Below are 25,733 nucleotides of genomic sequence, written 5' to 3'. Positions count from 1 at the left end.
AAAAAGGCGATTTTCAACAGCCAAACGGAAGAGGAGAACAGCATGAAATCGACATTCGCGCTCGCCGCGACGACGGCGCTCGCCCTGTTCATGGCAGGCACCGCACAGGCCGAAACCCTGCGCCTGCTCACCTGGGGCGGTTATGCACCCGACAACGTCATCAAGCTCTTCGAGGAGGCGAACCCCGACATCACGGTCGAGGTGACGCTCTCCAACAACGAGGAGATGATCGCAAAGCTCCGGGCGACCGGCGGCGCCGGTTACGACCTTGCCCAGCCGAGCCATGACCGCATCTTCGCGGCCCAGCAGGAGTACAACATCTACAAGCCGCTCGACCTCTCGAAGATCGAGACGGCAAACCTTGCGCCCAACCTTCTTGAAGGCGTGAAGGCCAATGCCACCATCGACGGCCAGCTCTATGCCGTGCCGCACCAGTGGGGCACGTCCGGCATCGTTGCGGACGTTTCCAAGGCGCCTGGTGTCAAGGGCTGGGGCGACCTCTGCAATCCCGAATACAAGGGCCGCACCTCGATGCGCCTACGCCGCACGATCCTGCTTGGCACGGCCTTCTCGCTCGGCAAGGATCCGTTCGCGCTCTATGCCGACAAGGCCGCCTACCAGACGATGCTCGACGAGGTGACGGAAAAGCTGATCGCCTGCAAGGACAACGTCAAGACTTACTGGAACGGCGGCGACGACCTGTCGACGCTGCTTCTCTCGGGCGAAGTCGTCGTCTCGGAAGCCTGGGATTCCACGGCCTTCAAGCTCTTCGGCCAGAACAAGAACCTCGTCTACGTGCCGCCGGAAACCGGCGCGCTCGCCTGGATCGACACCTTCGTCATCCCGCGCAAGGGCGAGGCTGACGATGCCGCCTACAAGTGGATCAACTTCGTCATGAAGCCCGAGATCGTCAAGCTGATGTCGGATTCAACGGGCGCCATCGCCGCCGTCAGCAACGGCATCGATCTCCTGCCCGACGACAAGAAGGCCGCCGTCAACGCCGCCTTCGACGAGAAGGACCTCGCCAACCTCAAGTTCTTCGCCAATATCCCGGCGGGGCTCGAGGACATGGAAGGCAAGGCGCTGGAGCGCATCAAGGCCGCGACGTCCAACTGATCGCCTCCCAAGGCAAGTCTGGCCGGCCGGGGATGTCCTTGGCCGGCTGCTTTCCAGATGCCCGCGCACGCGCGCGGCGAGCAACGAGCCCTCCATGCACGATCTTCAATGCGAAAGCCTGGTGAAGCGCTTCGGCGCCTATACCGCCGTCAACAGCGTGTCCTTCAACGTCCCGCGCGGATCCTTCTTCTCGATCCTCGGCCCGTCGGGCTGCGGCAAGACCACGCTGATGCGCATGATCGCCGGCTTCGAGACGCCGACGAGCGGCGATATCCGCATCAAGGGGCAGTCCGTGCTTTCGACGCCGCCGAACAAGCGGCCCGTCAAGATGGTGTTCCAGCATCTCGCGCTCTTCCCGATGATGAATGTCGGCGAGAACATCGCCTACGGCCTGCGCTGCCGCGGCGAGAACAAGGCCGATATTACCCGCAAGGTGGCGGCGGTGCTCGATCGCGTCGGTCTGCCCGGCACGGCGGAAAAGCAGGTCTCCCAGCTCTCCGGCGGCCAGAAGCAGCGCATCGCGATTGCCCGCTGCATGGTGCTGGAGCCGGATGTGCTGCTGCTCGACGAACCGCTCGGCGCGCTCGACCTGAAACTGCGCGAGCGCATGAAGATAGAGCTGAAACAGCTCCAGCACCAGTTCGAGACGACCTTCCTCTACATCACCCACGACCAGTCGGAAGCGCTTTTGATGTCCGACAACGTCGCCGTCATGAACGCCGGCCAGTTCGAGCAGATCGGTGCGCCGCAGGAACTCTACAACAACCCGAAGAGCGGCTTCGTTGCGGGCTTTGTCGGCGACAGCAACCGCTGGCCCGGCCGCGCGCTTTCGCTCGCCGACGGCAAGGTGCGCGTGGCGATCGACGGTGGCGGCGAGGCGATCGCCTTTGCCGGTGACGCGCGCATTGCGGCCGGAAGCCCGGTCGAGCTTTTCGTGCGCCCGGAGGTGATTTCGATCGGCGCGGGCAGCGAGAACACGCTTCAAGGCACCGTCGAAAGCCTGCTCTTCAACGGTGCAAGCAGCCGCATCCTCGTGCGCATGGCGAACGGCCATCTGGTCGAGGTCGGCCAGGCGGTGATGGACGGCTCGGTCAAGGTCGCGCCGGGCGAAACGGTCGGGATCGGCTGGAGCCAGAACCACGGCCGCGCCTTTTCCGTTGCGAGGTGAGAGCAATGGCACGCACGGACATCGGAAAACTCTCCTTCATCCTGCTCTTTGCCCCCTTCGCGCTGTGGATCGCGCTTTTGATCATCCTGCCGCAGCTCGGCATCGGCTATATCTCGCTGCGTGAAAAGGTGGGGCCTGGCGAATACACGTTCGGCTTTGCGAACTACATCGCCTTCCTCTCGGAGCCGATCTACTGGAACACGCTGCTGCGCACGGCCTGGATGTCGATCCTCGTCACCGCCATGGCGCTCGCCGTCGGTTTTCCCGTCGCCTATTACATCGCAAAAATCGCCCAGCGCCGCTCGCGCGCCGCACTCTTCCTGATGTGCCTCATCCCGCTTTGGGTGAGCGACCTCGTGCGCGCCTTCGGCTGGATCGTCATCCTGCGCGAGACCGGCCTTGTCTCCAGCTTCCTGCAGAAGATCGGCCTCGTCAGCGGCCCGGTGGAACTGCTCTACAACGACGCCACCGTCGTCATGGGCCTCGTGTATACGGTCGTGCTCTTCATGATCGTGCCGCTCGTCTCGACGCTCGACGGCATGGACAATTCGCTGATCGAGGCGGGCTACAATCTCGGCGGCAGCCGCTTCACCGTCTTCCGCCGCATCGTCGTGCCCTATGCCATGCCGGGCATCGTCGCCGGCTGCATCATCGTCTTCATGCTGACGGCGGGCAGCTATCTCACGCCCATCCTGCTCGGCGGCAAGAACAGCATGTGGTTCACCGAGCAGATCTACGAACAGTTCGTGACGCGCTACAACTGGGAATCCGGCGCGACCTTCGGCGTGCTGCTGCTCGTCTTCACCTCGTTCGTCGTCTGGTTCGGCCTGCGGCTGACGGGCCAGAGCCTCGCCTCCACCGTCGCAAAGGACTGACCATGAACGTCGCGGCCCCGCAATCGCCCCTGCTGCAATGGCTCTATCGCGGCTACATGCTGGCGTTCCTCGCCTACCTCGCCGCGCCGCTCTTTGCCGCCGGCATGTTCGCCTTCAACGATTCTATGTTCCCAGCATTGCCCTGGAACGGTTTCACGCTCGACTGGTTCTTCAGCAGCACCGAGCCGAAGATCGGCATTTTCCACGACCGGCGCCTTTTGCGCGGTCTCGAAAACTCGCTCTATATCGGCGTGATCGTCTCCGCGCTCGCCGTCGCCGCCGGCACCTGCAACGCCTTCCTCTTCGAGAGAAAGCAGTTTCCGGCCAAGAATTTCTTCTACATCCTGATGATCGTGCCCCTGGTCATTCCCGGCGTCATCCTCGGCATCTCGATCCTCGTCTTCGCCAGCATGATCGCCAACGGCCTCGAAGAAACCTTTGGCATCGAGTGGGATTTTCTGCGCCCCGGCCTGTTCCTCGTCATCCTCGGCCAGTTCTCGTTCCTGACGACCATCACCTCGCTGGTCATCGCCGCGCGCCTTCGAAAATTCGACATCTCGCTGGAGGAAGCCGCGCTCAATCTCGGCGCGACGCGGCTGCGCGTGCTGATGACGGTGACGCTGCCCTATCTGATGCCCGCGCTGTTCTCCGCCTTCGTCGTCGCCTTCCTCGTCTCCTTCGAGAATTTCAACACGACGCTGATGCTGGTCGGCTCCGATGCGCCGCTGACCATCACCATGTACGACCGCATGGTGAAGGTCGGTTCGACGCCGGTGCTGAACGCCGTCTCGTTCTTCCTGATGGTGGGGTCGGGGGCGCTGGCGCTGCTGAGCGTCGTGGTGCAGCGCGGCAAGGCGTGATCCGCCTAACCGGGCAGATGCGCCTCTTGGACGAGCGCCTGCTTGAGCCGCGCGGTCTCCAGGCCGAGCTCGATGAAGCGGTGTGCATGGCGGGCGAGGGCGACATTGTCGTCCCACAGATTGCGCCAGATCGCCGTCTTCAGCGAAAGGTCCTTGTCGACGATCGTCGTGGAGAAGGATTCGAAGGTAACGGAGTCGTCCCAGCCGATGGCGGTGAGCGCATCGAAGATCGCCGTGAAGTCGATCGTGCCGGTGCCGAGATAGCCGCGATGGCTCTCGCCGATATGCAGGTAGCCGATCTTGTCCGCCGCGTGGCGGATGGCAAGGCCCACATCGGCTTCCTCGATGTTCATGTGGAACGTGTCGAGGTGCAGAAGGACATTCGAGGCGCCGGTATCGCGGATGTAGGCCATGCCCTGTGCGGCGGTGTTCAGCATGTTGCTCTCGAAGCGGTTGACGATTTCGAGATTGAGCGTGACGCCGGCTGCCTTGGCCCGCTCCGCTACCTTGGAGAGCGCGGCAACGCTCGTGTCCCAGCCCTTTCTCGATAGGCTGTGCTCCTGCTTGCCGTGGGCGGAGCTGAGGATGCCGGCGAGTTTCGTGCCGCCGAGGTCGCGCACCAGCGCAACGGCCCGGTCGAGGATATCGACGCCATGGGTGACGATTGCCGGATCGGCGCTCGAAATGTCGCCCTCCGGCGGCAGGCCCATGCTGATCGCGACGTCGAGACCGAGTTCCTCAAGCCGGCGGGACAGCCATTTCACGTCGACCTGGCGAGGGTTCAGATAGGAGAACTCGATGAGCTTGTAGCCGAGCTGATGGGTGTTCTCGAGCGCTTTCTCAAGCTCGCCCTGCGAAGAGCCAGCGCTCCAGACGAAGGAATGGACACCAATTTTCGACATAACGGGCCGCTCTCTGAAAGGAATGAAGCAAGGGGCGGCCGGGCACACCGCTTGCGCGAATGCGCCCGGCCTCTGGGAGGTGTGTTTAGCGAGCTGCGGTCCAGCCCTTGTAGTCCTTGATGTTGTCGGCCGTGATGAGCTGCGGGTCGAGCAGCACGACGGGTTCGGCCGGCTTGTTGCCCTTCAGCACCTCAACGCCGAGCTGCAGCGCCTGGCCAGCCATGACATAGGGATCCTGCGAGGCGGAGGCCTTGATCATGGAATTGCCGCTGGCAAGCGAGGTCTCGATGTCGGGCGCGCCGTCGACCGCGGTGAAGAAGAATTCGCTGCGGTTCAGCTGCTTGGCGGCGAGCTCGGCGCCGATCGCGGTCGGGTCGTTGATGGCGAAGACGGCGTCGATCTTGTCGAAGCGGGTCAGCAGCCCCTGCATCACTGCAAGGCCGCCGTCACGCGAGCCCTGGCCGTTCTGGTCGTCGGACAGGATCTTGATGTCGGCATGCTTGCCGAGCGCGCCCTTGCAGCCCTCAACACGCTCGAGGATCGAGGAAGAGGCCGGGCCGTTGATGATGACCACGTCGCCCTTGCCGCCGAGCTTGTCGGCGATGTAGTTGCAGGCCTCTTCACCCGCCTTGACGTTGTTGGTCATGACGGTGACGTCGGCGCCGGGCGCCGACACGTCGAAGGCGGCGACGACGACGCCGGCGGCCTGCGCCTTCTTTACGGCGGGGGCGATGGCCTTCGCATCGACAGCGTTCAGCATGATGATATCGACGCCGGCGGCGATGAAGCTGTCGACCTGGGAGACCTGCTTGTTGAGGTCATAGTCGGCCGAAACGGAGATCACTTCGACATTCGGGTTGATCTCCTTGGCCCGGTCCTCGATGCCCTTGATGGTGGCGACGAAGAACGGGTTGCCGAGCAGGCCGACCGAGATGCCGATCTTGTTGAGGTCCTTGGCGGCTGCGGGCATGGCGATCGCGGCGGCCAGTGCGGTGCCGACGAGCAACTTTGGCATAAGACGCATGTTTTCCTCCTTTGGTGGCGTTTTTCGCCGTTGTTTCCGGTGACGACCGGTTCGTTCAGCCGGGCTCAGGTCCGGCTAATGCCCTTGAGCCTGTAGCGATCGAGGCCGACGGCGACGATGATGACAAGGCCCTTGATGATGTACTGCCAGATGTCGGAAACCCCGACGAGGATGAGGCCGTTGGAGAGCACGGCGATAATGAGCGCACCGATCAGCGTGCCCCAGATGGAGCCGACGCCGCCGACGAAGCTGGTGCCGCCGAGGATGACCGCCGCGATGGCGTCGAGCTCGTAGGCTTGGCCGAGCTGCAGGCCGTTGGCCGCATAGAGCCGGGCGGCCGACATGGCCCCGCCGAGGCCGGAGAGCAGACCCGACATCGAATAGACGAAGAGCAGGACCAGCGGCACCTTGATGCCGGTGAGCCGAGCGGCCTCTGCATTGCCGCCTACGGCATAGATCCAGGTGCCGAGCACGGTGCGCTTGAGGATGAACCAGGAGGCGATGATGGTCGCGATGGCGATAATGGCAAGCCACGGTACGCCGAACAGCGTTCCGTTGCCGATGAAGTCGAAGGGCATGTCCGGGTTGAAGACGGTCGTGTCGCTGCCGAGCAGGCGCGCGACGCCGCGGATCGCCGTTAGCGAGCCAAGCGTCACGATGAATGGCGGCAGTTTCAGCCAGGCGATGATGGCGCCGTTGAGGAAGCCGCAGGCAAGGCCCGCAGCGATCGCCGCCGGAATGCCCAGCATGCCGAGGTCGGGCACCAGCGAGACGATGACCGCGATCATCGCCGAGGCGGCAAGGATCGAGCCGACGGAAAGGTCGATGCCGCCGGTCAGGATGACGAAGGTCATGCCGGCGGCCAGCACTGTGTTGATCGAGGCCTGCTGCATGACGATCGACAGGTTGCCCACCGAGAGGAAGCGCCCGGAGAGCAGATGAAAGCCGATCGCCAGCAGCACGAGCACCGGCAGCATGCCGAGCGCCGTGAGGGTCGATCGCAGTTTCAGCCTGTCCATCCGGGCGTCTTCGGTTTCGCTTGCAGCCATGGTTCCGTCCCGTTCTTTGCGTTTCGCCTCGTTCGTCAGGCGGCTTGGCCGGCTGTGCCGGTCGCCAGCGCCATGATCGCTTCCTGCTCGATCGGCTGTGCCACTTCGCCGGCGATGCGCCCCTCGCGCATCACCAGGACGCGGTCGGCGATGCCGAGAATCTCCGGCAGGTCGCTGGAGATGACGACCACGGCAATGCCGTTTTCGGCGAGCGCGTCGATGATGCGGTAGATTTCCGATTTGGCGCCGACATCGACCCCGCGCGTCGGCTCGTCGAGAATGACCGCCCGAGGCTTCGTCTCCAGGAGGCGTGCTAGAAGCGCCTTCTGCTGGTTGCCGCCCGATAGGGCGCCGACATTGATCTGCGTGCCGGGGGTGCGGATTGACAGGGCCTTGACGGCCGCGATCGCCCGGTCCCGTGCCCTGGCGAAGTTCAGGACGCCGCCGGCCTTCGCATCCTCAGCGATGACGCCGATATTGATGTTGTCGCTGATCGACATGTCGAGGAAGAGGCCCAGTGCCTTGCGGTCCTCCGTAAGATAGGCGATGCCGGCATCGAGCGCGTCGCGCGGCGCGGCGATCGCGAGCGCCTTGCCGTTCAGCGTCACCGTCCCCGTCGTCCGGTGGTCCGCACCGTAGACAAGACGGGCAAGCTCCGTACGGCCCGAACCGACGAGGCCGGCGATACCGAGAACTTCGCCCGCCCGCACCTCGAAGGAGCAGTCGTGCACGCGCACACCGTCGCCGACATTGTCCACCGACAGGACGGCGGGGCGCGCGCCCTCGGCCTGCCGGTGTTCCTTCTTGTAGAACGAGGAAAGGTCGCGGCCGACCATCATGGAAACCAGCGTGTTCGCGGAAAGGCCGGCCCGTTCCAGCGTGCCGACATAGGCCCCGTCGCGCAGCACGCTGACGCGGTCGGAGAGCTGGTAGATCTCCTCCATGCGGTGGCTGATATAGATGATGGCGATGCCATCGGCCTTGAGCCGGGCGATGACGTCGAACAGCCGGTCGGTCTCGCGCGTCGTCAGTGAGGTCGTCGGCTCATCCATGACGATGATGCGCGCCCTGGTCGTCAGCGCCCGTGCGATTTCCACCATCTGCCGCTCGCCGAGCGAGAGTTCCCCGACGCGGTGGGCGGGGGAAAAGCCGATGCCGAGCTGTTTCAGGATGGGCTCGGCCCGCCGGCGCATCTCGGCGCGGTCGGCAAGGCCGAAGCGCGCAGGCTCGTTGCCGAGGAACATGTTCTGCGCCACCGACAGGTTGGGGGCGAGCGAAAGCTCCTGGTAGATGACGGCGATGCCATGGGCCTTGGCCTTCAGCGGATCGCCGAGCGTCACCGGCTCCCCGCCGATCAGCACTGCGCCACCGGGATCGGCCGTATAGGCGCCCGACAGGATCTTCATCAGTGTCGACTTGCCCGCGCCGTTCTCGCCCATCAGCGCATGCACCTCACCGGCATGCACGGTCAGGCTCACATGTGACAGGGCCTTCGATGCGCCGAACGTCTTGCTGATGTCGCGCATCTCCAGAAGGGCAGGGACGTTCGTCCGTTCCGTCATGCGCGCTTGTCCTTTCGGGGCGCGGCGTGCATCGCTTCGACTTGCCGGCGCCATTCCCGTCTGTAGGCGTCGAGTTCGGCAAGGGCGGCCGGCGTGGCGACCGCGCAATCGTTGACGAAGGGGTTGTGGCCACGGTCCTCGAAGACGAGGGCCGCCGCGCCGAAGGCGCTGCCTTCCGGGTTGGCGCTGATGTGCACGGTCTGTGCGGGGCGCAGGGCCGCGAGGATGGCAGCATAGAGCCCTGTTTTTACCAGCCCGCCATCGATAACGATCGTATTGTCGGAGCCGATGAGATCGAGCGAAAGATCGGTCATCAACGCGACATAGAGCAGGGCCGCGGCCGCGCGCTCCTCGCTCTCGACGGTTGGTCCGGAAAAGTGCCCGGCGTGGCCCGGCACTGGGCCACCGGCAGCGAAGGAGGGCAAGGCGAAGGCGCGTTTTGCCATGACGGATGCCAGCGCCTCTTCGCGGACCGGCCGCGTCCAGCCGCCGCTCGCCAGGTCATACTCCCGCCCACCCATGAAGCGGATGGTTGCGATCGGTTGGCGATCGACCGTGACATTCGCCAGCATGTCGCGCGTCTGGTCGAGCTGTTCGAGGGGGCTTGCAGAATTGAAGACGATCACCCAGGTGCCGGTCGAAACCAGCGTGAAATCGGTAAAGCCGAGCGAGCGGTAGAAATAGAGTGCCGCATTGCTGTCGTGCACGCCGTTGTGCACCGCGACCTCCACCGTGCGGCCGTCGCCGAGCGTGACGGCGTGTGTGCCGATCACGGCGCCGGCGCGGGCAAAGCCAGGCATCTTGCCACGCCAGCCCATCTTGTCGACGAGGCTGCTGAAATCGTCCTTCAGCGGTGCCCAGAGATTGGAATGGCAGCCGAGATAGGAGACTTCCGAGACCTTCCGGCCGGAAAACGTCCAGCTCCAGAATTGCGGATAGGCGAGGATTGCATCGGCCTTCTCAAGGAGGCCCGGTTTACGCGCGTCCAGCCAGAGGAGGTGGCGTCCATAGTTGAAGCCGAGGGGCAACGGAGGCGAGAAGGTCTCGCGGAAATCCGGCGCCATGGCGTCGATGCGGGCGGCGATTTCGGTGGGCGGCTCCTGCTCGTAGTCGAGGATGGGGTGGGCAAGCGCGTCGCCGGCGGCCAGCGCGAAGGTGCAGCCGTGACCGGAAAAGATGATGCGGTCGACACCATGGCCGGCGACGATGCGGGCAAGCTCCCCCTTCATCCAGGCAAGAAGCGCCGCATCATCCAGAACGTGTAGGTCAGCCTCGTCCCGCCAGACCGGGCGGGTACGTGCCTCGTCGATGACCTTTCCTTCGCTGGAAATGACGAAGAGCTTGGAATTTGTCTTGCCGAGATCGAAGACGGCGATGGGGGCGATGCTCAACTGGTCCCTCCCGTCCGTGCGATCAGGATGGTGACGCCGGCATCCTCCAGCATCCTGGCGGCGGTGTCCGTCAGGCCGTCATCGGTGATGATCGTGCCGATGCGCGAGAGTGGCAGCGCGACGTTGCGCGGCTGGATGGAGAACTTGCGGCTGTCGGCGAGCAGCACGATCTCGTCGGCGCAGGCCGACAGCTCGCCGATCACCTTGACCAGCAGCGGATGTGATTCCAGCAGCCCCTTGCTGCTGATGCCCTGCGTGCCGAGGAAGAAGCGCGAGGCGAAGAAGGCGGGCGAACCGGCGGCGCTGTCATGGATGATGCCCGGTTCGCGATAGAGTTCGCCGCCGGCAAGAGAGAGCTGGCAGGTGCCGTGCTCACCGAGATGGGCGGCCAGCGGCATGGAATTGGTCCAGATGCGCAGGTTGCGCTGCGCGAGCAATATGCCGAGCTGATAGCAGGTCGAGCCCGCATGCACGATGATGGAATCCCCGTCGCGTACGAGATCGGCCGCCGTTGCGGCGATGGCCCGCTTTGCCTCCACGGCGATGTCGCGGTTTTCGTCATAGGGTTTTGCCGAAAGGCGCCCACTGTCGGCCGCCTCGCTGGCGGAGATCCCGCCATAGACTTTCCGCGCCCGGCCGAGCTCGTGCAGCTTGTCGATGTCGCGGCGGATGGTGGCGGGCGACACGCCGAGATGCTCCTGGAGATCCCGCACCGAAGCGAAGGGCGTCTCGCGCAGAAGATCGATGATGGCCTTGTGGCGCTCGGTGTCGTTCACGGCTGATCCTCCCGGCGTCTCCCTCGCCGATGAACAAAGATAATCACAATAACGCATGTCGATCAAGAATGGTGACGAAAATTCTTCACTGTTGACGATATGCAATCACATAAATACGATCTTGAGAAAAGTTCGCTCAGATTCCGGTGGGCCGGAAAGCGGGTGGTGGACTGTCTAGAGGAGGGGCTGAATGGCTTCGGGCATTCGGGCGGAGGACAAGGCGGCCTTCGAAGCATTTCTCGCGCTCTCGAGGGAGATCGGCAGCGACATCCTGAAAACACAGGGTGCCGGTGGAAACACCTCGTTCAAGTGTGACGGCGTGATGTGGGTGAAGGCTTCCGGTACCTGGCTTGCCCATGCTGGCGAACAGGACATCATGGTGCCGGTCGAGGTTGCGCCGCTGGTGGCGGCGCTCAGGGCGCGGGACCCGAGCGCGGAAAAGGCGACGGATTTCGTTGTAGCGGCGCTCAACGCTTCGGGCCTGCGCCCGTCGATCGAGACGAGCTTTCATGCGGTGCTGCCGCAGACCGTCGTCGCGCATTATCACTGTGTCAACGCTATCGCTCTTTCCGTGCTGGCCGGGCGGGAGCAAATCCTCGCCAAGCGCATGGCCGCGCTGCCCGATCTTGCCTGGGCGACCGTTCCCTACCGCCGCCCCGGCACGCCGCTCGCCTACGAGATCGATCGCGTCGCCGCGAACCGGCCGGACGTGTTGATCCTCTACAACCATGGCATCATCGTTGCCGGGGAGACGGTAGAGGAGGTGCGTACGCGCATCGCCTGCGTGACCGCGGCCCTCTCGGTGGATGAGCGGGCAACGGTGTCGGGGAACGCCGCGCATCTTCAAACCTTGATCGAAGGCGCCCCCTTTCACGTCGCCGAGGATGCCGGAAGCCACAAGACTGCGCTCCACCCCGCCAACATCGCTGTCGCCACGGGCGGTTCGCTCTATCCCGACCATGTCATCTTCCTCGGCACGGAGATCGGTGTGCTCGGCGCGGGCGAGAGCGTGACGGCCTATGCGCGGACGCGGGGCGCGCGCGGGCTCGATATGCCCAAGATGTTGCTTGTGCCCGATCGGGGTGTGCTGCTTGCCGACGCGCTTACCGATGGCGGTCGCGTCATGGCACGCTGCCTGGCGGAAGTTGTGTCGCGCGTGCCGGATGGGGCAGCTATCGTCCATCTTGGTAGCGACCAGGAATATGAACTGACCCATTGGGAGGCCGAACAGTACCGTCAGGCGCTGGACCGCAAGGCGAGCCAGCGGGCATGAGCGCGGCGCCCGGACCCGCCGTCGCGCTCGGCATCGATCTCGGCACGTCCGGCGTGCGCGCCGCGGCCCTTGCCGCCGACGGCACGCGTGTCGACATGGCGTCCTCGCCATTCCCGGATGCCGCGGCCGGCCGCTCGCCCACCGCATGGCGGGCCGGTGTCCGCGCGTGTCTCGGCGAACTTGCCGCGCGCGGCTCGCTTGTCGCCATAACCGGCGTCGCGGTCGACGGCACCTCCGGTACGGTGCTCGCCATCGATGCCGACGGCACGCCGCTTGGCGACGCACTGATGTACAACGATCCCTGTCCCGACCGAGCCATCCTCGATCGGGTCGCGGCTTTTGCGCCGGCGGACAGTCCGGCGCGGGGTGTGACCTCGCCGCTCGCACGGGCCATCCATCTTTCGCGCCAGGCCGGCGTCCACGCCGTCGTGCACCAGGCGGACTGGGTCCTCCTGCAGCTTGGGTTGGCCGCGCCTTCAAGCGACGAGAACAACGCCTTGAAGACGGGCTACGATCTCGCCGCGGAGCGCTGGCCGGACTGGATCGAAGCCTGCGGCATGGATGTCGGCCTCTTGCCGAAGGTGAAACGCGCAGGTGCGCCGCTGGCGACCGTCGGGGCGGCGGGCCGGGCCCTCGGTCTGCCGGATGGCTGCCGCTACCACGCCGGTACGACGGATGGCTGCGCCTCGTTCCTTGCGACGGGCGCCGCATCCGTCGGCGACGGCGTGACCGCACTCGGTTCGACGCTGGTCGTCAAGCTTGCTTCGGCGGAGCCGATCGATGCGGCGGATTACGGTATCTATTCGCATCGCATCCTCGATTTCTGGCTCGCCGGAGGGGCCTCGAATTCCGGCGGTGCGGTCATCCGCAGCCTGTTTGACGACATGCAGGTGAAGGCGATGACCGCGCTGCTGCGGCCGGACAGGCCGACCGGCCTTGCCTACTACCCTTTGCTGCGGCCGGGCGAGCGTTTCCCCGTCAACGATCCTGCCCTTGTGCCGCAGCTGGAGCCGCGCCCGGTCGATGACGTCGTTTTCTTCCAGGCGATCCTCGAGGGTATCGCGGGGATCGAGGCGTCGGGCTATGCGCGGCTGGGCGCGCTCGGCGGCCCCCGCGTACGCTCGGTGCGCTCGGTCGGCGGCGGCGCGACCAATCCGGCCTGGACCCGCATGCGGGAGGCGGTGCTTGGCGTCCCCTTCCTGCCGTCGAATTCGGCGGAAGCCGCTGTCGGCACGGCGGCGCTCGTCCTTGCCGGAAAGGACCGCTGGCCATGAGCCTTGCCCCGCAGATCGACCTTGCGGCGCTGGCCGCCCGCTACGATGCCTTCCTCGTCGATCAGTTCGGCGTGCTCCGGGACGAGGACGGCGCCTATCCCGGGGCCAATGATGCGTTGCTGCGCCTCAAGGCACTGGGCAAGACCGTCATCGTGCTGTCCAATTCCGGCCGCAGCGGCGACTACAATGCGGAGCGGCTCGTCAAGCTCGGCTTCGACCGGGCGGGCTTCGACCGTTTCCTCACCTCCGGCGATGTCGCCTACGACATCCTTGCCGGCGAGACCGCCGGTTCTGCGGTCGGGACGCGATGCCTGACGATTTCCAGCGGGGGCGACCGCAACCTTGCCGACCGTCTCGGTTTCAAGAGCGTCGTTGATGCGGCCTTGGCCGATATCGTGATTGTTTCCGGCAGCGAGGCTGATCGTGTCCCGATGGCGGACTACCGCCGCCGCCTCGCCCCCGCCGCCCGGCGCGGCGTGCCCTGCTACTGCACCAATCCCGACCGGCACAAGCTCGCAAGCGGCGGCACCACGGCGCCCGGCGCCGGCAGCATCGCGCTGGCGTACCAGGACCTCGGTGGGCCGGTGCGCTGGTTCGGAAAACCTCATCCGGCAATCTACCGGCAGGCGCAGGCGCTGCTCGACGGTCTTCCGGCCGACCGGATCGTCTGCATCGGCGACAGCCTGGAACACGACATTGCCGGCGCCGCCGGCGCGGGGCTCGCCTCCTGCCTCGTCCGGACGGGCATCCTCGCCGAAAGCACCGAGGCCGATCTCACCGCCCTTGCCGCCCTCCACGGCGCGCGTCCGGATTTCGTGATGGACCGCTTCGCCATTTGAAGCCGTGCGGGGGCTTGTTACATAAGCCAAGTGTCAGGACTTGCAGGATAGATAGATTCAACCGGTCGCCGCGACACCCGAAACCAGGAGGTGTGAATGGCTACGGGAAGGCTGTGACCGGAACGATTGCTTGAATTATACAGCAGCGGCCTCATCCGGCTAAACTAGGTTGATGTGACAAGCCCGTAATACAGGCGCAGGTGCCTCAAAACCCGACGAGCACCATGTCGAGGGCAAGCATGATTTCGGCGTCCTGCCCCGCAAGGCTGGTGACCGGGTTTCGCAACAATTTACGGGGAATGGCCGCCATGAACTGAGTGACCATGGTGTGGGGTTCATCCCCGATAGCAAATACTGGATTGAGGCGTTTGGCTGGCAGCGGCGCCTGTGCCGAAGGCAACAGCGGCACCACGATCCGCGTGTTCAACTCGTGTAGAACATCCGCCTGAACATCGAGCACATAACCCGTTCCGCCCGGATTGGCATAGACATCAAAGCGGGCCATCAGAACTGTCGATACTGATCCAGGGGCAAGCCGTGCGCCTCGCTCCATGCGTTCGAGCTGGCCAGAGCGTCGGCGTTCTCGCGCTGCCATGCCCGGGCCTTCGCGTCCGCGACGGCGCGTCGCAAACCGGCCTCCGCCGCTTCCGACAGGTTTATTCCAAACGATCTTGCTTCCATCAGCAAAGATGGATCGAGTGTCAGGTTGGTCGGCTTTTTGGTGGTGGATTGGCCTTGCATGTGGTCCTCCGTTATGCGCATCTTATATGCGCACTGCAGGCCCGGCAAGGCTTGCGGCCGTCAATGCCGTCACACGCAAACTGTTCAACCTGAGTTCCAACGCCTGGTTGGAAGCGCAGTGGTATCTGTTTTCCGCTGTCTTCCTGATCGCGGCCGCCTATACGCTGCTGAGCAGCGAGCACGTCAAGGTCGATCTGGTTTACGGCCATATGCCGCGCAAGGTCCAGCTCTGGGTCGAGATCCTCGGCACGCTCTTCTTCCTGTTTCCCTTCTGCCTGATCACCATCTACCTCTCCTGGCCGATCGTGATCTCGAAGTTTCTGAGCGGCGAGGTGTCGAACAACACCGGTGGCCTGCTGCTCTGGCCGGTCTGGGCGCTGATCCCCCTCGGCTTCGGCCTGCTGGCGCTGCAAGGCGTCTCAGAGCTGATCAAGCGCATCGCGATCCTGCGGGGCGACATGCCCGATGCGACGGCCCTTGCCGACGCCGACGCCCAGACGCTCTAACGCCAGGAGCCCGTATCCATGTTTGCTTTCTTCGCGGAAAATCTCGCGCCCATCATGTTCCTGTCGCTGATCGTCGTGCTGCTGATGGGCTATCCCGTCGCCTTTGCACTGGCCTTCGTCGGCTTCGGCTTCGGCTTCATCGGCATCGAAATGGGCCTTTTGCCGATCAACCTCTTCGGCGCCATACCGGACCGGATCTTCGGCCAGATGTCGAACGAAACATTGCTGGCCATTCCCTTCTTCACCTTCATGGGGCTGATCCTGGAGAGAAGCGGCATGGCGGAGGATCTGCTTGATACGATCGGGCAGCTGTTCGGCCCGATCCGTGGCGGGCTTGCCTTCGCGGTAATCTTCGTTGGCGCCATTCTTGCGGCCACCACCGGCGTTGTCGCGGCCTCGGTCATCTCGATGGGGCTGATCTCGCTGCCGATCATGCTGCGTTACGGCTACGACCGGCGCGTGGCAGCCGGTACGATCGCGGCGTCCGGGACCCTGGCGCAAATTATCCCGCCGAGCCTGGTGCTGATCATCCTTGCCGATCAGCTCGGCCGCTCGGTCGGTGACATGTACAAGGGCGCACTGGTGCCCGGCTTGCTGCTGGTCGCGATCTATGCGGGCTATATCATTTTCATGTCCTATCTGCAGCCTTCGAGTGTCCCGGCGCTGCCGCCGGAGGCCCGTACGTTGCGCGGATGGAAGCTCGCCCGCAAGGTGGTCACATCACTGGTGCCGCCGCTCGTGCTGATCTTCCTGGTGCTTGGCACGATTTTCATCGGCCTTGCGACGCCCACCGAAGGCGGCGCCATGGGTGCGGTCGGCGCGCTCATTCTGGCTGCCAGCAACCGCCGACTCGATCTCGCCATGATAAAGTCGGCGCTTTACGCCACCGCAAAACTGTCGTCCTTCGTGATCTTTATCCTGCTCGGCGCACGCGTCTTCTCGCTCACATTCTATGGCGTCGACGGCCATATCTGGGTCGAGCATCTGATGACCTCGATCCCTGGCGGGGAAATCGGCTTTCTTATCGTCGCCAACCTGCTGGTCTTCTTCCTGGCCTTCTTCCTCGATTATTTCGAGCTGGCCTTCATCATCATCCCGCTTCTGGCGCCGGTCGCCGATGCGCTCGGCATCGACCTCATCTGGTTCGGCGTGATGCTGGCGATCAACATGCAGACCTCGTTCATGCACCCGCCCTTCGGCTTCTCGCTGTTCTACCTGCGCTCCGTGGCACCCAACCGGGCCTACAAGGACAGGGTGACTGGTGCGACGATCCAGCCGGTGACCTCGGGCCAGATCTATATGGGCGCGCTGCCGTTCCTCGGGATCCAGCTGTTTATGGTCGCTATCGTTGTGGCGTTCCCGGGCCTCGTCACCCACTACAAGTCCGGCCAGGCGGCGGTCGATCCCGCGGCAATCAAGCTGAACGTGCCGATGCCTGGTGCAGAGGGTGAAAACCCGTTCGGAACGCCGACGCAACCCTTTGGCGCCCCTGAAACGTCCGGCGACAGTTCGACGCCGTCCTTTGGAACGGAGACGCCTGAATTCGGGTCGCCGCAGCCCAGCTTCGGCCAACCCGCACAGTCCAACTGACCCCAACCAACAATCCGGACGCGCATCCGTGCCGGCCGGACCACGCAGCCACCTGAGGAGGAAACGATGACTGATATCTTGAACCGCCGTAATTTTCTGACCAAGGGCGCACTCGGCGGCGCAGCAGCGGTCGCCGGCACGTCACTTGCTGCGCCCGCAATCGCCCAGGACCTTCCCACCCTGAAATGGCGCCTGACCTCTGGATTTCCGAACAACCTCGACACCATTTACGGCGGTGCCGTCGTCATGGCCGAAGCGCTGTCGAAGATGACCGAGGGCAAATTCCAGATCCAGGTCTTCCAGGCGGGTGAACTGGTGCCCGGTCCGCAGGCGATCGACGCGGTGCAGAGCAACACCGTGGAAATCGCCCACACCTGCGGCTACTACTTCACCGGCAAGAATCCGACCTTCGCGATCGGGTCGACGATCCCCTTCGGCCTCAACGCTCGTCAGCAGAACGCCTGGCTCTACCACGGCGGCGGCAACGAACTGTACGACGAGTTCCTGTCGGAATACGGCATCGTCGGCAAGCCGGGCGGTGGCACCGGTGCGCAGATGGGGGGCTGGTTCCGCAATGAAATCAAGTCGGTCGACGACCTCAAGGGGACCAAGATGCGCATTGCCGGCGTCGCTGGCGAAGTCATGTCGCGCCTCGGTGTCGTGCCGCAGCAACTTCCCGGTGGCGACATCTATCCGGCGCTGGAGCGCGGCACGATCGATGCTGCCGAATGGGTCGGCCCCTATGACGACGAACGCCTGGGCTTCTATCAGATCGCGCCTTACTACTACTATCCGGCCTATTGGGAAGGCGGACTGACGATCCACTTCTTCATCAACAAGGCTCAGTACGAGGCATTGCCGGAAGCCTACAAGGTCGCGCTCGACACCGCCTGCAAAGCCGCCAACATCAACATGCAGGCGCTGTACGACGTGAAGAACACGGCGGCGATCCGGTCGCTGGTCGGCAAGGGCGTCAATTTGCGTCCAATGCCACGCGATGTGTTGGACGCGGCCTATAAGGCGACCTTCGAGCTCTACGCCGAATACAGCGAGAAGCATCCGGCTTGGGCGAAGATCTATCCGGCCTGGAAGAAATTCCGGGACGAGTCCTTCGAATGGTTCCGCGTCGCGGAATACAGCTATGACAGTTACCTTTACGCGGCTCAGGCCGCTGGAAAATGATCGTGGATAAAGTTGTGTGGCGCAAACTGCGCCACACAATTTCTGAACTCTACCTGTTTCTGGGTGGCGGACCTATTTAGATTCCTCTGAAGTTTGGATGGGTTTGTTTCGGAGTTGAGTTCTCGGTACGGAGCAGCGGTACGTAATCTATTATCGTCACCGGATAAGCCAGGGCTGCATTTGCCAAAGAACCGCCCCGGCATGTTCCGGGTAGATGATCGGAAATGCTCCATCTTTTTGTTTTTCCGCATTGTCAGATGCCGAGCAATCCCGCTTCGGTTGGAAATGCTCTGGATGCAAGGAAGGCAGGTTCCCATCACGCCGGTTGCATTCGGAAGACGGATGCAGCAAAGCTAGGCGGCCAGGCCGGACCGCCGCGCCTCTGTTGGAAAGAGCCGTTGCATGGAACAGTCCGCCCTCATTGACATCGGCCTACCGATCGCCGTGTTTATCATCATGACCGGCATCGGCATGACGCTTGCTCCGGTCGATTTCCAGCGTGTGGCCACGCAGCCGAAGGCCCTGGTCTGGGGTATCGTCGCCGCGCTCCTGGTGATGCCGCTGGTGGCCCTTGTTCTCGCCACGGTCATGGGCCTGCCGCCGGAAATCGCCGTCGGCCTCGTCGTCGTCGCCGCCTGCCCGATCGGCACCACGTCCAGCCTGTTCTCCTATCTTGCAAGGGGAGACCTGGCCCTGTCGATTGCCCTGAGCGCCGTCGGCAGCCTGGTGGCCATCGCGACGCTGCCGCTTTTCGCCAACTTCGCGATCGAGCGCTTCAGCCAGGGCGATGCCCGGGTTTACCTTCCGGTGTTGCGCACGATCGGGGTGATGATCGCCATCATCCTGTTTCCGGTGATGGTCGGCATGGGCATCCGGCACAAGGCCCCCGGTTTTGCCGCGCGTGCCGAAAAACTGGTCGGCGCATTCGGCCTCCTGGTGCTCGTGGCCCTGATCGTCGGTATCGGCATTTCGGTCTATCAACGATGGGTGGAGATCCTCGTCAGCGCAGGGCCGGCCGTCATCGCCCTCGTTATCTGCGCCGTCGCAGTCGGCCTCCTGGGATCGCGCGCCCTCGGCCTTTCGGCCGCCGAGGCAGTCACGGTGACCCTTTCCATCAGCATTCGAAATGCGGCGATCGGCATGGTCCTTGCGATCACGATGATGCATTCGCCGGAAATCGCCGTGCCGCCCGCCCTGTTCGGCCTTTTGATGTATGCGACCGGCTTCAGCCTCGTCGCCTATGGCCGCAGGACCATAAAAGCCCCGGCCTGAAGGCCGTGCAGCATGCCGGTCCGCCTCACCGCGCCGAGACGCGGTAGTCGTCCGGCGTTACGCCCGTCATGCGCTTGAACATCGCGATGAAGGACGAGGCGTTGCTGTAGCCGAGGGCGGCGGAAATGTGCTCGACGGTGTCGTTCGCCTCCAGCATCGACATGGCCTGCACCACCCGCAGACGCTGCTTCCATTCGGTGAACGGCATGCCGAGATCGCGCAGACAGCGGCGGATGAGGGTCCGCTCTGCCAGTCCTGCCAGCCGCGCATGCTCGGCAAGGGAGCGGTTGTCGGCGGGGTTGTCCTGAAGACGGGCGAGCACGGCTTCAAGCGCCGGGTCTGTCGACCAGGGCAGGTAGGTTCCCACTCGCGGCGCTGCCGCAACGAGATCGATGACGACCTGGAGAAAGCGCAGGTGCTCCGCCGCGCCCGGGTCTGCATCATCGCCGGCGCGCAGATGCTCGAGCATGGCCCTCAGAAGCGGGCTGACTTCGAGAGCGGTGGTTTCCTGCGGCAGGCGTCCGCACAGCGAGGGATCGACATAGAGCGAGCAGTGCACCGCGGCATGCCGGTTCAGCCCCCGGTGCTCGATGTCCGGCGGCAGCCAGACGGCATATTGCGGCGGCGCGAGATAGTGCCCGTCCTTCAGGCTCACCTCCATCATGCCGCTGTAGGAATAGACGAATTCGCCCCAGGGATGGCTGTGCTGCGGGTAGGTGGCATTCTGCGGCATCTGCGCGGAGCGGAAGTAGAGCGGGTGGGGCAGGGCACTGCGAAAGGGCACGTCGCGGAAATGTGCACCGCGGTCCGCCCGGTTGCCTGTCAGGGTCTCGATACCGACTGTCATAAACTCATTATATCCGCCATATCTGCCAAATGCTATCTCAGCCGCATCATCGGAGCACGCATCTTGGACAGCCGCAAATCTATCGACGTCACCGCGGTCGGCATCATGGTCGCCGTCTGCCTCATCTGGGCCTTCCAGCAGATCGGCCTGAAGTCCACGGCCGTCTTTGCCGCGCCGGTCCTGCAGATCGGCCTGCGATCGGGGATCGCCGCCATGCTCGTCTTTGCGCTTGTTTGCGCGCGCCGGCAGCGCCTGGAATTCTGGGGCAGAACGGCCGGGCTGGGCATTCTCGCAGGCCTGCTGTTCGCGGTGGAGTTCTTTCTGGTCGGGGAAGCGCTGAAGCATACGTCTGCCTCCCATGTCGTGGTCTTCCTCTATACCGCGCCGATCTTCGCGGCGCTCGGCCTGCACGGAAAGCTCCCTTCGGAGCGCCTTTCCGCGGTGCAGTGGGGCGGCATAGCCGTGGCGACGGCCGGTATCGCCTTCGCCTTCCTCGCGCCGCAGGGCAGCGGGCAGGGCCCCGCCGATCTCGGCGCCATGCTGTGGGGCGACGGTCTGGCGCTGTTGGCGGGCGCGGCCTGGGGGCTGACGACGGTCCTGATCCGGACGACGCGGCTGAGCACGGCGCCGGCCACCCACGTGCTGTTCTACCAGCTCGCCACCGCCTTCCTTGCCCTGACGGGGGCGGCGGTGCTGGCGGGCGAGGCGGGCATCGTGCCGTCAGGGCCGCTGCTTTTGAACATCGCCTTCCAGGCGGTCGTCGTCTCCTTCCTCAGCTTCCTCACCTGGTTCTGGCTGCTGACCCAGTATCGTGCCTCGCAACTCGGTGTCTTTTCCTTCATGACGCCCGTCTTCGGCGTCCTGCTGGGCGTTCTCCTACTGGGCGAACCGCTGACGCCAGAATTCGCGATCGGCACGGCTGGCGTCGTGGCCGGGATTGTCATCGTCAGCGCCTATCCCTGGCTCGAGACCATGCTGGCCGGCATACGGTCCCGCCGCACGCCGGCAAACCTTGCCGCTGTCCGGCGCCGGAGAGATTGAACGGCCGCCACGGCGCGCTGTTGCGCTTCGGCAATGCAGGGTGCGAAACAGCGCGCCGATGCGCGGGCATGGACGCTACGGCGAGTGTCGACGGTGGTGCCAAAGGGGTGTCGCCGGCGACCGGCCAACAAAAAGAAGTGGCTTGTGTGGTAGAAGCGGCGCCGTCGATCGTCTTATCCGATGAGCACCACAACGAAAGCCCGCCTGCCTATGCCTGATCTCCTGAAGCGTTTTGCGTCCTACTACCGCCCGCACCGTGGCCTGTTCGCGTTGGATTTCTCCTCGGCGGTGGCGGCGGGTCTGCTGGAACTGGCTTTTCCCGTCGCGGTGACGCTGTTCATCGACCGCCTGCTGCCGACCGGCCGGCTCGATCTCGTCGCGCTCGCCGCCGTCGGCCTCTTCCTCATCTATCTCTTCAATGCCGGCCTGCAGGTCATCGTCACCTATTGGGGCCACATGCTCGGTATCCGCATCGAGGCGGAGATGCGCCGCAAGGCTTTCGATCACCTGCAAAAACTCTCCTTCGGCTATTTCGACAACCAGAAGACCGGCCATCTCGTGGCAAGGCTGACGAAGGATCTCGAAGAGATCGGCGAGGTCGCCCATCACGGACCGGAGGATCTCTTTATCGCGGTCATGACGCTGATCGGCGCCTTCGCCCTCATGCTCTGGGTTCATGTGCCGCTCGCCCTCATCACCGCCGTTGTCGTGCCGCTGACCGCCTTCGTCACCGCCCATTACGGTGCGCGCATGACCGCCAACTGGCATGCGCTCTACGGCCGCGTCGCCGACTTCAACGCCCGCATCGAGGAGAATGTCGGCGGCATCCGCGTCGTGCAGGCCTTCGCCAACGAGGACCACGAGCGCCAGCTCTTTGCCGAGAGCAATCGCAACTATCTCGTCACCAAGCTTCAGGCCTACAAGGTGATGGCGGCGTCCCTGTCGCTCTCCTATCTTTCCATGCGCTTCGTGCAGGTGGTGGTGATGCTGGCGGGCGCCTGGTTCGTCACGCGCGGCGAACTGTCGGCCGGCGGCTTCGTCGGCTTCCTGCTGCTGGTCGGCGTGTTCTTCCGGCCGATCGACAAGATCAATTCGATTATCGAGACCTATCCGAAGGGCATTGCCGGCTTCACGCGCTACACGCAGTTCCTCGACACCGAGCCCGACATCACCGATCGGCCCGGCGCGACGGCGGTCAGCCGCCTTCGCGGCGATATCGACTATCGCGGCGTCGGCTTCGGCTATGCTGCCGGGCGGCCGCTCTTTTCCGGGCTCGACCTTTCGGTGAAGGCGGGCGAGACGGTGGCCTTCGTCGGTCCTTCGGGTGCCGGCAAGACGACGATCTGCTCGCTGCTGCCACGCTTCTATGAGGTGACCGGCGGGGTCGTCAGCATCGACGGCACCGACATCAGGGACATGACGCTGAAGTCGCTACGCTCGAACATCGGCATCGTGCAGCAGGACGTCTTCCTGTTCGCCGGCACGGTGCGCGAGAACATCGCTTATGGCCGGCTGGGAGCGGGCGAGGCGGAGATCATCGAGGCTGCCCGGCGCGCGCGCCTCGACGACGTGATCGCCAATCTTCCTGACGGTCTCGACACCGTCATCGGTGAGCGCGGCGTCAAGCTCTCCGGCGGGCAGAAGCAGCGGCTTGCGATCGCTCGCATCTTCCTGAAGAACCCGCCGATCCTGATCCTCGACGAGGGGACTTCGGCGCTGGATACGCAGACGGAGCGCGCGATCCAGCAATCGCTGGCCGAACTTTCGGCCGGACGCACGACGCTGGTCATCGCGCATCGCCTGGCGACCATCGCCAATGCCGACCGCATCCTCGTCGTCGATGACGGCCACATCGTCGAAAGCGGAAGCCATGCGGACCTCATCGCCCGCAGGAACGGACGATACCGGAACCTTCATGTCGCGCAGTCAGCCTAGGCCCGCGCATAGAGACGGAAAGTATCAGGTCGCCTCCACCATAGTTCGTATCGGGCGCCTGACGATGTATGAAGCAAGATTTTCTATGCCTGGTCGGCTCAGTGGCCTGTGTCGTTCCGATGGGCAGGATGTGTCTATAGATAACCGGGTGCGTCCATCGCGACCAGATCGCCAGGGAGCCGACCGGCTGTCGATGGCGCGCGGTCAGAGTTCGCGGCCTATCAGCCGGTCGAGTGACATCCCGCCGCCACCCCTCAGGGCGATATAGAAAAAGGCGGCAAACCACAGGGCGAACAACTGATAGTTCACACCCCGAGGGATCATGACGGTGATGAGGATCACGCCAAACAGTCCGACGAACATTGCCGCAAAAGGACGGGTCAGTAAGCCGATCGCAATCGCAATGCCGCCTAGAAATTCAAGCCAGATGACGAAGGAGGCCCAGATCTCAGCTGGCTCGAAGCCGATTTGCCGGATGATGTCGATATCCATCTGCGCGCCGTCTTCGGTGAATAGCTTTGAGGCGCCGAAGGTGGCAATCATAGCGCCTGCAATCGTGCGCAGCACCGTGTAGCCGAGCGGCGTCAGGTTGCGGTAAAGCGTTGCGAGCGGTTGAATGATCAGCGGAGTCTTTGAATCTTCGAGCATGGTCTCTCATATGTGTTTCGATTGAGGTCCGAGGACTTTGACAAGGGTTCCCATCGACCAATCTGCCGCTCGTCAGTTCCAGTTATCGAGCGTTAGCCGGCGAGGCGGCGAGGCGGTCGTGTACGACCTCGCCATCGACGATGGTCAGCAGAGAGCGGATGGTGTCGATCTCCTCCGCCGGCATGCCGAGGAACGGTTTGTCGAGCACCGCAAGATCTGCCAACTTTGCCTCGGCAAGCACGCCCCGTTGCTGCTCTGCAAAACCGATCCAGGCCGCGTTCCGCGTGTAGAGCTGCAGGGCCTCCTCCCGCGAGAGACGCTGGCGCTCCGGTTTCTGGATGGCGCCGCCCAGCGACCGGCCGGTCACGTGATATTCGATGGCCTGCCAGACGCCGAAGACGCCGATGCGTGTTGAATCCGTACCGCCGGCGACGAGGATGCCCCGATCGAGAGCCCCGCGTGTCGGTGGCGAGCTGGCCGCGACCGCTTCGCCATTCGCCTCCCGGATGGCCGGGCCCTCGAAGTAGGGTCCCATCTGGACCGTGAAGGACAGACCGAGCGCCTTCATTCGGTCCAGCGTACGCTCCGAGCCGGTGTTGAGGTGGGCTATGGCCCAGCGCAGGTCCTTCAGCGGATGGTTTTTGTCGACACCCTCGAAAACGTCGAGGATCGCGCCTGCGGCATCGTCGGTATAGGCATGTATTTCCAGTGGAATATGCCGTTCGGCAGCAAACTCCGCGACGGTCCGGAGCGCATCTCTGGCCTCCTTCGACGGGGCAAAGCCCGGCCCCATCTGCACGCCGTCGTTCATGGCGGCGACGATGGATTCGCCGATGCCGACGAAGCTGACGAGACCTGCCTCATAATGCGGTTGGCGGAACGCCATGACGTCACGAAACCATTGCGCTTCCTCACCCGGCTTCATGGCTGGGATCCGGTAGCCGGCGCGGATGGTGAGCTTGCCTTCGCGCTGCAGAGCGAAGAGCGTTTCATAGCTGGAGGCGGGCCCTGCCGAAGGATCGATGAAGCCGGTCATGCCGGCGCTGTTGAGCGCGGTGAAGAAGGCTTGCAGACTGGCTTTCCTGCGCGGTTCATCCTGCGCCGCAATCTGTGCGAAAAGGGCGTTGTAGGAACCGATATGTCCGAGCAGCTTGCCTGTCGCCTTGCCGTCCGGGCCACGCTCGATGGTAATGCCGGGCGGGACGGCAGGGTCGGCGCTGTCGAGTTTCAGCGCCTCCATGCCCTTGGCATTCACGAGGGCGTAGTCGTAGAGGGACTGGATGTAGACCGGATGGTCCGGAACAGATTGCGTCAGCTCCGTGACGGTCGGAGCTCGCTTCTCGTCGAATTGCTCAGGAAGCCAGGAGCCGACGACGGCAACCCATTCATTCTCGCCACGTCCAAGCGCCGTTTCCCGCAGCGTTTCCAGGGCCGCCGGCAGGCTCGTTTCGCCATACCAGTAGGTTTCGAACGTGTAGGTCTGGCCGCCCCTGATGGCGTGGATATGCGTATCGACAAGGCCGGGGATGACGGTCTTTCCCTCAAGGTCTATGACGCGCGTCCCCTCGGTGGCCAGGGCCTTGATTGCCTCTTCCCCGCCGATGGCCGTGATGCGCTGACCGGTGATCGCCAACGCGCTGGCCCGTGGCCTTTCGGCGTCCATCGTGAGGATGGTGGCGTTGTGGAGAACGAGATCCGGTCCGTTTGCAAAAGCCGCGCCGGCAAGCAGGGTTGAACCGACCGAGGCAAGCGTTGTGGCTGCGAACATAGATTTCATCATCGTCGATATCCTCGATGAATGGCGTGGGGGGACGGTCAAGCATGCTGCTGGAAAGGCGGCGGGTTTCCCCGCCGCCTTGGAG

Annotated in this window: 24 protein-coding genes and 1 pseudogene; 14 read left to right on the top strand and 11 right to left on the bottom strand. The window is 64.0% G+C overall.

Annotated elements, in window-relative coordinates; translation table 11 throughout:
* Window positions 1-42: 42 nt before the first annotated feature.
* The 4 genes from AKG11_RS25275 (at window position 43) to AKG11_RS25260 (ending at window position 4,019) form a co-directional block, all read left to right on the top strand.
* Window positions 43-1,116 (top strand): extracellular solute-binding protein, encoded by a 1,074-nt coding sequence (locus AKG11_RS25275; RefSeq protein WP_050745959.1) that lies wholly within the window; start codon window positions 43-45, stop codon window positions 1,114-1,116.
* 94 nt (window positions 1,117-1,210) lie between these two features.
* Window positions 1,211-2,284 carry an ABC transporter ATP-binding protein gene (locus tag AKG11_RS25270; RefSeq protein WP_050745918.1) on the top strand — a complete coding sequence of 358 codons (1,074 nt, stop codon included), beginning with the start codon at window positions 1,211-1,213 and terminating at the stop codon, window positions 2,282-2,284.
* Window positions 2,285-2,289: 5 nt separating this feature from the next.
* Window positions 2,290-3,159, top strand: coding sequence for an ABC transporter permease (locus tag AKG11_RS25265; protein ID WP_050745917.1), 870 nt, complete (start codon window positions 2,290-2,292; stop codon window positions 3,157-3,159).
* 2 nt (window positions 3,160-3,161) lie between these two features.
* Entirely contained in the window at window positions 3,162-4,019 is an 858-nt protein-coding gene (locus AKG11_RS25260) for an ABC transporter permease (protein WP_050745916.1), read from the top strand.
* Between the two features lie 5 nt (window positions 4,020-4,024).
* On the opposite strand, the gene AKG11_RS25255 is transcribed toward AKG11_RS25260, so the two are convergent.
* From AKG11_RS25255 to AKG11_RS25230, 6 genes are all read right to left on the bottom strand, one after another.
* Window positions 4,025-4,921 carry a sugar phosphate isomerase/epimerase family protein gene (locus tag AKG11_RS25255; RefSeq protein WP_050745915.1) on the bottom strand — a complete coding sequence of 299 codons (897 nt, stop codon included), beginning with the start codon at window positions 4,919-4,921 and terminating at the stop codon, window positions 4,025-4,027.
* An 85-nt stretch (window positions 4,922-5,006) separates the two neighbouring features.
* Window positions 5,007-5,945, bottom strand: coding sequence for an ABC transporter substrate-binding protein (locus AKG11_RS25250; protein ID WP_023513128.1), 939 nt, complete (start codon window positions 5,943-5,945; stop codon window positions 5,007-5,009).
* A gap of 65 nt (window positions 5,946-6,010) precedes the next feature.
* Entirely contained in the window at window positions 6,011-6,994 is a 984-nt protein-coding gene (locus tag AKG11_RS25245; protein WP_050745914.1) for an ABC transporter permease subunit, read from the bottom strand.
* Between the two features lie 35 nt (window positions 6,995-7,029).
* A complete protein-coding gene (locus AKG11_RS25240) occupies window positions 7,030-8,556 on the bottom strand; it encodes a sugar ABC transporter ATP-binding protein (RefSeq protein ID WP_050745913.1) in 1,527 nt (508 codons plus the stop codon).
* Window positions 8,553-9,947, bottom strand: a complete 1,395-nt coding sequence (locus AKG11_RS25235) for an FGGY-family carbohydrate kinase (RefSeq protein WP_050745912.1) — start codon at window positions 9,945-9,947, stop codon at window positions 8,553-8,555. The genes AKG11_RS25240 and AKG11_RS25235 overlap by 4 nt, the downstream gene beginning before the upstream one ends.
* Window positions 9,944-10,723 (bottom strand): DeoR/GlpR family DNA-binding transcription regulator, encoded by a 780-nt coding sequence (locus tag AKG11_RS25230; protein WP_050745911.1) that lies wholly within the window; start codon window positions 10,721-10,723, stop codon window positions 9,944-9,946. The genes AKG11_RS25235 and AKG11_RS25230 overlap by 4 nt, the downstream gene beginning before the upstream one ends.
* 190 nt (window positions 10,724-10,913) lie before the next feature.
* Between AKG11_RS25230 and AKG11_RS25225 the strand changes: the two genes are divergently transcribed.
* The 3 genes from AKG11_RS25225 to AKG11_RS25215 are packed head-to-tail and all read left to right on the top strand — an operon-like array spanning window position 10,914 to window position 14,109.
* A complete protein-coding gene (locus tag AKG11_RS25225) occupies window positions 10,914-11,996 on the top strand; it encodes a class II aldolase/adducin family protein (protein WP_050745910.1) in 1,083 nt (360 codons plus the stop codon).
* The gene (locus AKG11_RS25220) at window positions 11,993-13,270 is read left to right on the top strand and encodes an FGGY-family carbohydrate kinase (RefSeq protein WP_050745909.1); all 1,278 of its coding nucleotides are present in this window, start codon (window positions 11,993-11,995) and stop codon (window positions 13,268-13,270) included. The genes AKG11_RS25225 and AKG11_RS25220 overlap by 4 nt, the downstream gene beginning before the upstream one ends.
* Window positions 13,267-14,109: a TIGR01459 family HAD-type hydrolase gene (locus AKG11_RS25215; RefSeq protein WP_050745908.1), complete on the top strand. Its 843-nt coding sequence runs from the start codon at window positions 13,267-13,269 to the stop codon at window positions 14,107-14,109. Before AKG11_RS25220 ends, AKG11_RS25215 begins: the two co-directional genes overlap by 4 nt.
* 205 nt (window positions 14,110-14,314) lie before the next feature.
* Here the strand turns inward: AKG11_RS25215 and AKG11_RS25210 are convergent, their stop codons facing one another.
* Window positions 14,315-14,614 (bottom strand): CcdB family protein, encoded by a 300-nt coding sequence (locus AKG11_RS25210; protein WP_050745907.1) that lies wholly within the window; start codon window positions 14,612-14,614, stop codon window positions 14,315-14,317.
* Window positions 14,614-14,850 carry a type II toxin-antitoxin system CcdA family antitoxin gene (locus tag AKG11_RS25205; protein WP_050745958.1) on the bottom strand — a complete coding sequence of 79 codons (237 nt, stop codon included), beginning with the start codon at window positions 14,848-14,850 and terminating at the stop codon, window positions 14,614-14,616. The genes AKG11_RS25210 and AKG11_RS25205 overlap by 1 nt, the downstream gene beginning before the upstream one ends.
* 50 nt (window positions 14,851-14,900) lie before the next feature.
* On the opposite strand from AKG11_RS25205, the pseudogene AKG11_RS25200 reads away from it, so the two are divergent.
* The 4 genes and pseudogenes from AKG11_RS25200 to AKG11_RS25185 form a co-directional block, all read left to right on the top strand.
* Window positions 14,901-15,356 (top strand): annotated as a pseudogene (locus AKG11_RS25200) (TRAP transporter small permease subunit); the annotation flags it as partial.
* 18 nt (window positions 15,357-15,374) lie between these two features.
* A complete protein-coding gene (locus AKG11_RS25195) occupies window positions 15,375-16,946 on the top strand; it encodes a TRAP transporter large permease (protein WP_050745906.1) in 1,572 nt (523 codons plus the stop codon).
* Between the two features lie 66 nt (window positions 16,947-17,012).
* Window positions 17,013-18,128 (top strand): TRAP transporter substrate-binding protein, encoded by a 1,116-nt coding sequence (locus AKG11_RS25190; protein ID WP_050745905.1) that lies wholly within the window; start codon window positions 17,013-17,015, stop codon window positions 18,126-18,128.
* Window positions 18,129-18,530: 402 nt separating this feature from the next.
* Window positions 18,531-19,400 (top strand): bile acid:sodium symporter family protein, encoded by an 870-nt coding sequence (locus tag AKG11_RS25185; RefSeq protein ID WP_050745904.1) that lies wholly within the window; start codon window positions 18,531-18,533, stop codon window positions 19,398-19,400.
* Window positions 19,401-19,425: 25 nt separating this feature from the next.
* On the opposite strand, the gene AKG11_RS25180 is transcribed toward AKG11_RS25185, so the two are convergent.
* On the bottom strand, window positions 19,426-20,247 hold the full coding sequence (locus tag AKG11_RS25180) for an AraC family transcriptional regulator (protein WP_082342643.1): 822 nt from the start codon (window positions 20,245-20,247) through the stop codon (window positions 19,426-19,428).
* Window positions 20,248-20,310: 63 nt separating this feature from the next.
* Between AKG11_RS25180 and AKG11_RS25175 the strand changes: the two genes are divergently transcribed.
* Genes AKG11_RS25175 through AKG11_RS25170 form a run of 3 tightly spaced genes read left to right on the top strand, consistent with a single transcriptional unit; the run spans window position 20,311 to window position 23,223 of the window.
* A complete protein-coding gene (locus AKG11_RS25175) occupies window positions 20,311-21,288 on the top strand; it encodes a DMT family transporter (protein WP_050745903.1) in 978 nt (325 codons plus the stop codon).
* Window positions 21,285-21,506, top strand: coding sequence for a hypothetical protein (locus AKG11_RS34690; protein ID WP_156334135.1), 222 nt, complete (start codon window positions 21,285-21,287; stop codon window positions 21,504-21,506). The genes AKG11_RS25175 and AKG11_RS34690 overlap by 4 nt, the downstream gene beginning before the upstream one ends.
* Window positions 21,499-23,223, top strand: a complete 1,725-nt coding sequence (locus AKG11_RS25170) for an ABC transporter ATP-binding protein (RefSeq protein ID WP_050745902.1) — start codon at window positions 21,499-21,501, stop codon at window positions 23,221-23,223. The genes AKG11_RS34690 and AKG11_RS25170 overlap by 8 nt, the downstream gene beginning before the upstream one ends.
* A 204-nt stretch (window positions 23,224-23,427) precedes the next feature.
* Here the strand turns inward: AKG11_RS25170 and AKG11_RS25165 are convergent, their stop codons facing one another.
* Together AKG11_RS25165 and AKG11_RS25160 are read right to left on the bottom strand one after the other, a co-directional pair.
* Complete coding sequence (locus AKG11_RS25165) at window positions 23,428-23,871, bottom strand: DoxX family protein (protein WP_050745901.1); 444 nt, start codon at window positions 23,869-23,871, stop codon at window positions 23,428-23,430.
* Window positions 23,872-23,953: 82 nt separating this feature from the next.
* Window positions 23,954-25,651 carry an amidohydrolase gene (locus tag AKG11_RS25160; protein WP_197284017.1) on the bottom strand — a complete coding sequence of 566 codons (1,698 nt, stop codon included), beginning with the start codon at window positions 25,649-25,651 and terminating at the stop codon, window positions 23,954-23,956.
* Window positions 25,652-25,733 lie beyond the last annotated feature (82 nt).

The organism is Shinella sp. SUS2, from assembly GCF_001262505.1.
Classification (GTDB): Bacteria; Pseudomonadota; Alphaproteobacteria; order Rhizobiales; family Rhizobiaceae; genus Shinella.
Note: the sequence above shows the minus strand (reverse complement) of the source record. Positions and strands in the feature narration are given on the sequence as shown.

Coding starts and splice junctions, on each gene's coding strand:
- AKG11_RS25275 (WP_050745959.1), top strand. CDS start 43: ATGAAATCGACATTCGCGCTCGCCGCGACGACGGCGCTCGCCCTGTTC.
- AKG11_RS25270 (WP_050745918.1), top strand. CDS start 1,211: ATGCACGATCTTCAATGCGAAAGCCTGGTGAAGCGCTTCGGCGCCTAT.
- AKG11_RS25265 (WP_050745917.1), top strand. CDS start 2,290: ATGGCACGCACGGACATCGGAAAACTCTCCTTCATCCTGCTCTTTGCC.
- AKG11_RS25260 (WP_050745916.1), top strand. CDS start 3,162: ATGAACGTCGCGGCCCCGCAATCGCCCCTGCTGCAATGGCTCTATCGC.
- AKG11_RS25255 (WP_050745915.1), bottom strand. CDS start 4,921: ATGTCGAAAATTGGTGTCCATTCCTTCGTCTGGAGCGCTGGCTCTTCG.
- AKG11_RS25250 (WP_023513128.1), bottom strand. CDS start 5,945: ATGCGTCTTATGCCAAAGTTGCTCGTCGGCACCGCACTGGCCGCCGCG.
- AKG11_RS25245 (WP_050745914.1), bottom strand. CDS start 6,994: ATGGCTGCAAGCGAAACCGAAGACGCCCGGATGGACAGGCTGAAACTG.
- AKG11_RS25240 (WP_050745913.1), bottom strand. CDS start 8,556: ATGACGGAACGGACGAACGTCCCTGCCCTTCTGGAGATGCGCGACATC.
- AKG11_RS25225 (WP_050745910.1), top strand. CDS start 10,914: ATGGCTTCGGGCATTCGGGCGGAGGACAAGGCGGCCTTCGAAGCATTT.
- AKG11_RS25220 (WP_050745909.1), top strand. CDS start 11,993: ATGAGCGCGGCGCCCGGACCCGCCGTCGCGCTCGGCATCGATCTCGGC.
- AKG11_RS25215 (WP_050745908.1), top strand. CDS start 13,267: ATGAGCCTTGCCCCGCAGATCGACCTTGCGGCGCTGGCCGCCCGCTAC.
- AKG11_RS25210 (WP_050745907.1), bottom strand. CDS start 14,614: ATGGCCCGCTTTGATGTCTATGCCAATCCGGGCGGAACGGGTTATGTG.
- AKG11_RS25205 (WP_050745958.1), bottom strand. CDS start 14,850: ATGCAAGGCCAATCCACCACCAAAAAGCCGACCAACCTGACACTCGAT.
- AKG11_RS25195 (WP_050745906.1), top strand. CDS start 15,375: ATGTTTGCTTTCTTCGCGGAAAATCTCGCGCCCATCATGTTCCTGTCG.
- AKG11_RS25190 (WP_050745905.1), top strand. CDS start 17,013: ATGACTGATATCTTGAACCGCCGTAATTTTCTGACCAAGGGCGCACTC.
- AKG11_RS25185 (WP_050745904.1), top strand. CDS start 18,531: ATGGAACAGTCCGCCCTCATTGACATCGGCCTACCGATCGCCGTGTTT.
- AKG11_RS25180 (WP_082342643.1), bottom strand. CDS start 20,247: ATGACAGTCGGTATCGAGACCCTGACAGGCAACCGGGCGGACCGCGGT.
- AKG11_RS25170 (WP_050745902.1), top strand. CDS start 21,499: ATGCCTGATCTCCTGAAGCGTTTTGCGTCCTACTACCGCCCGCACCGT.
- AKG11_RS25165 (WP_050745901.1), bottom strand. CDS start 23,871: ATGCTCGAAGATTCAAAGACTCCGCTGATCATTCAACCGCTCGCAACG.
- AKG11_RS25160 (WP_197284017.1), bottom strand. CDS start 25,651: ATGATGAAATCTATGTTCGCAGCCACAACGCTTGCCTCGGTCGGTTCA.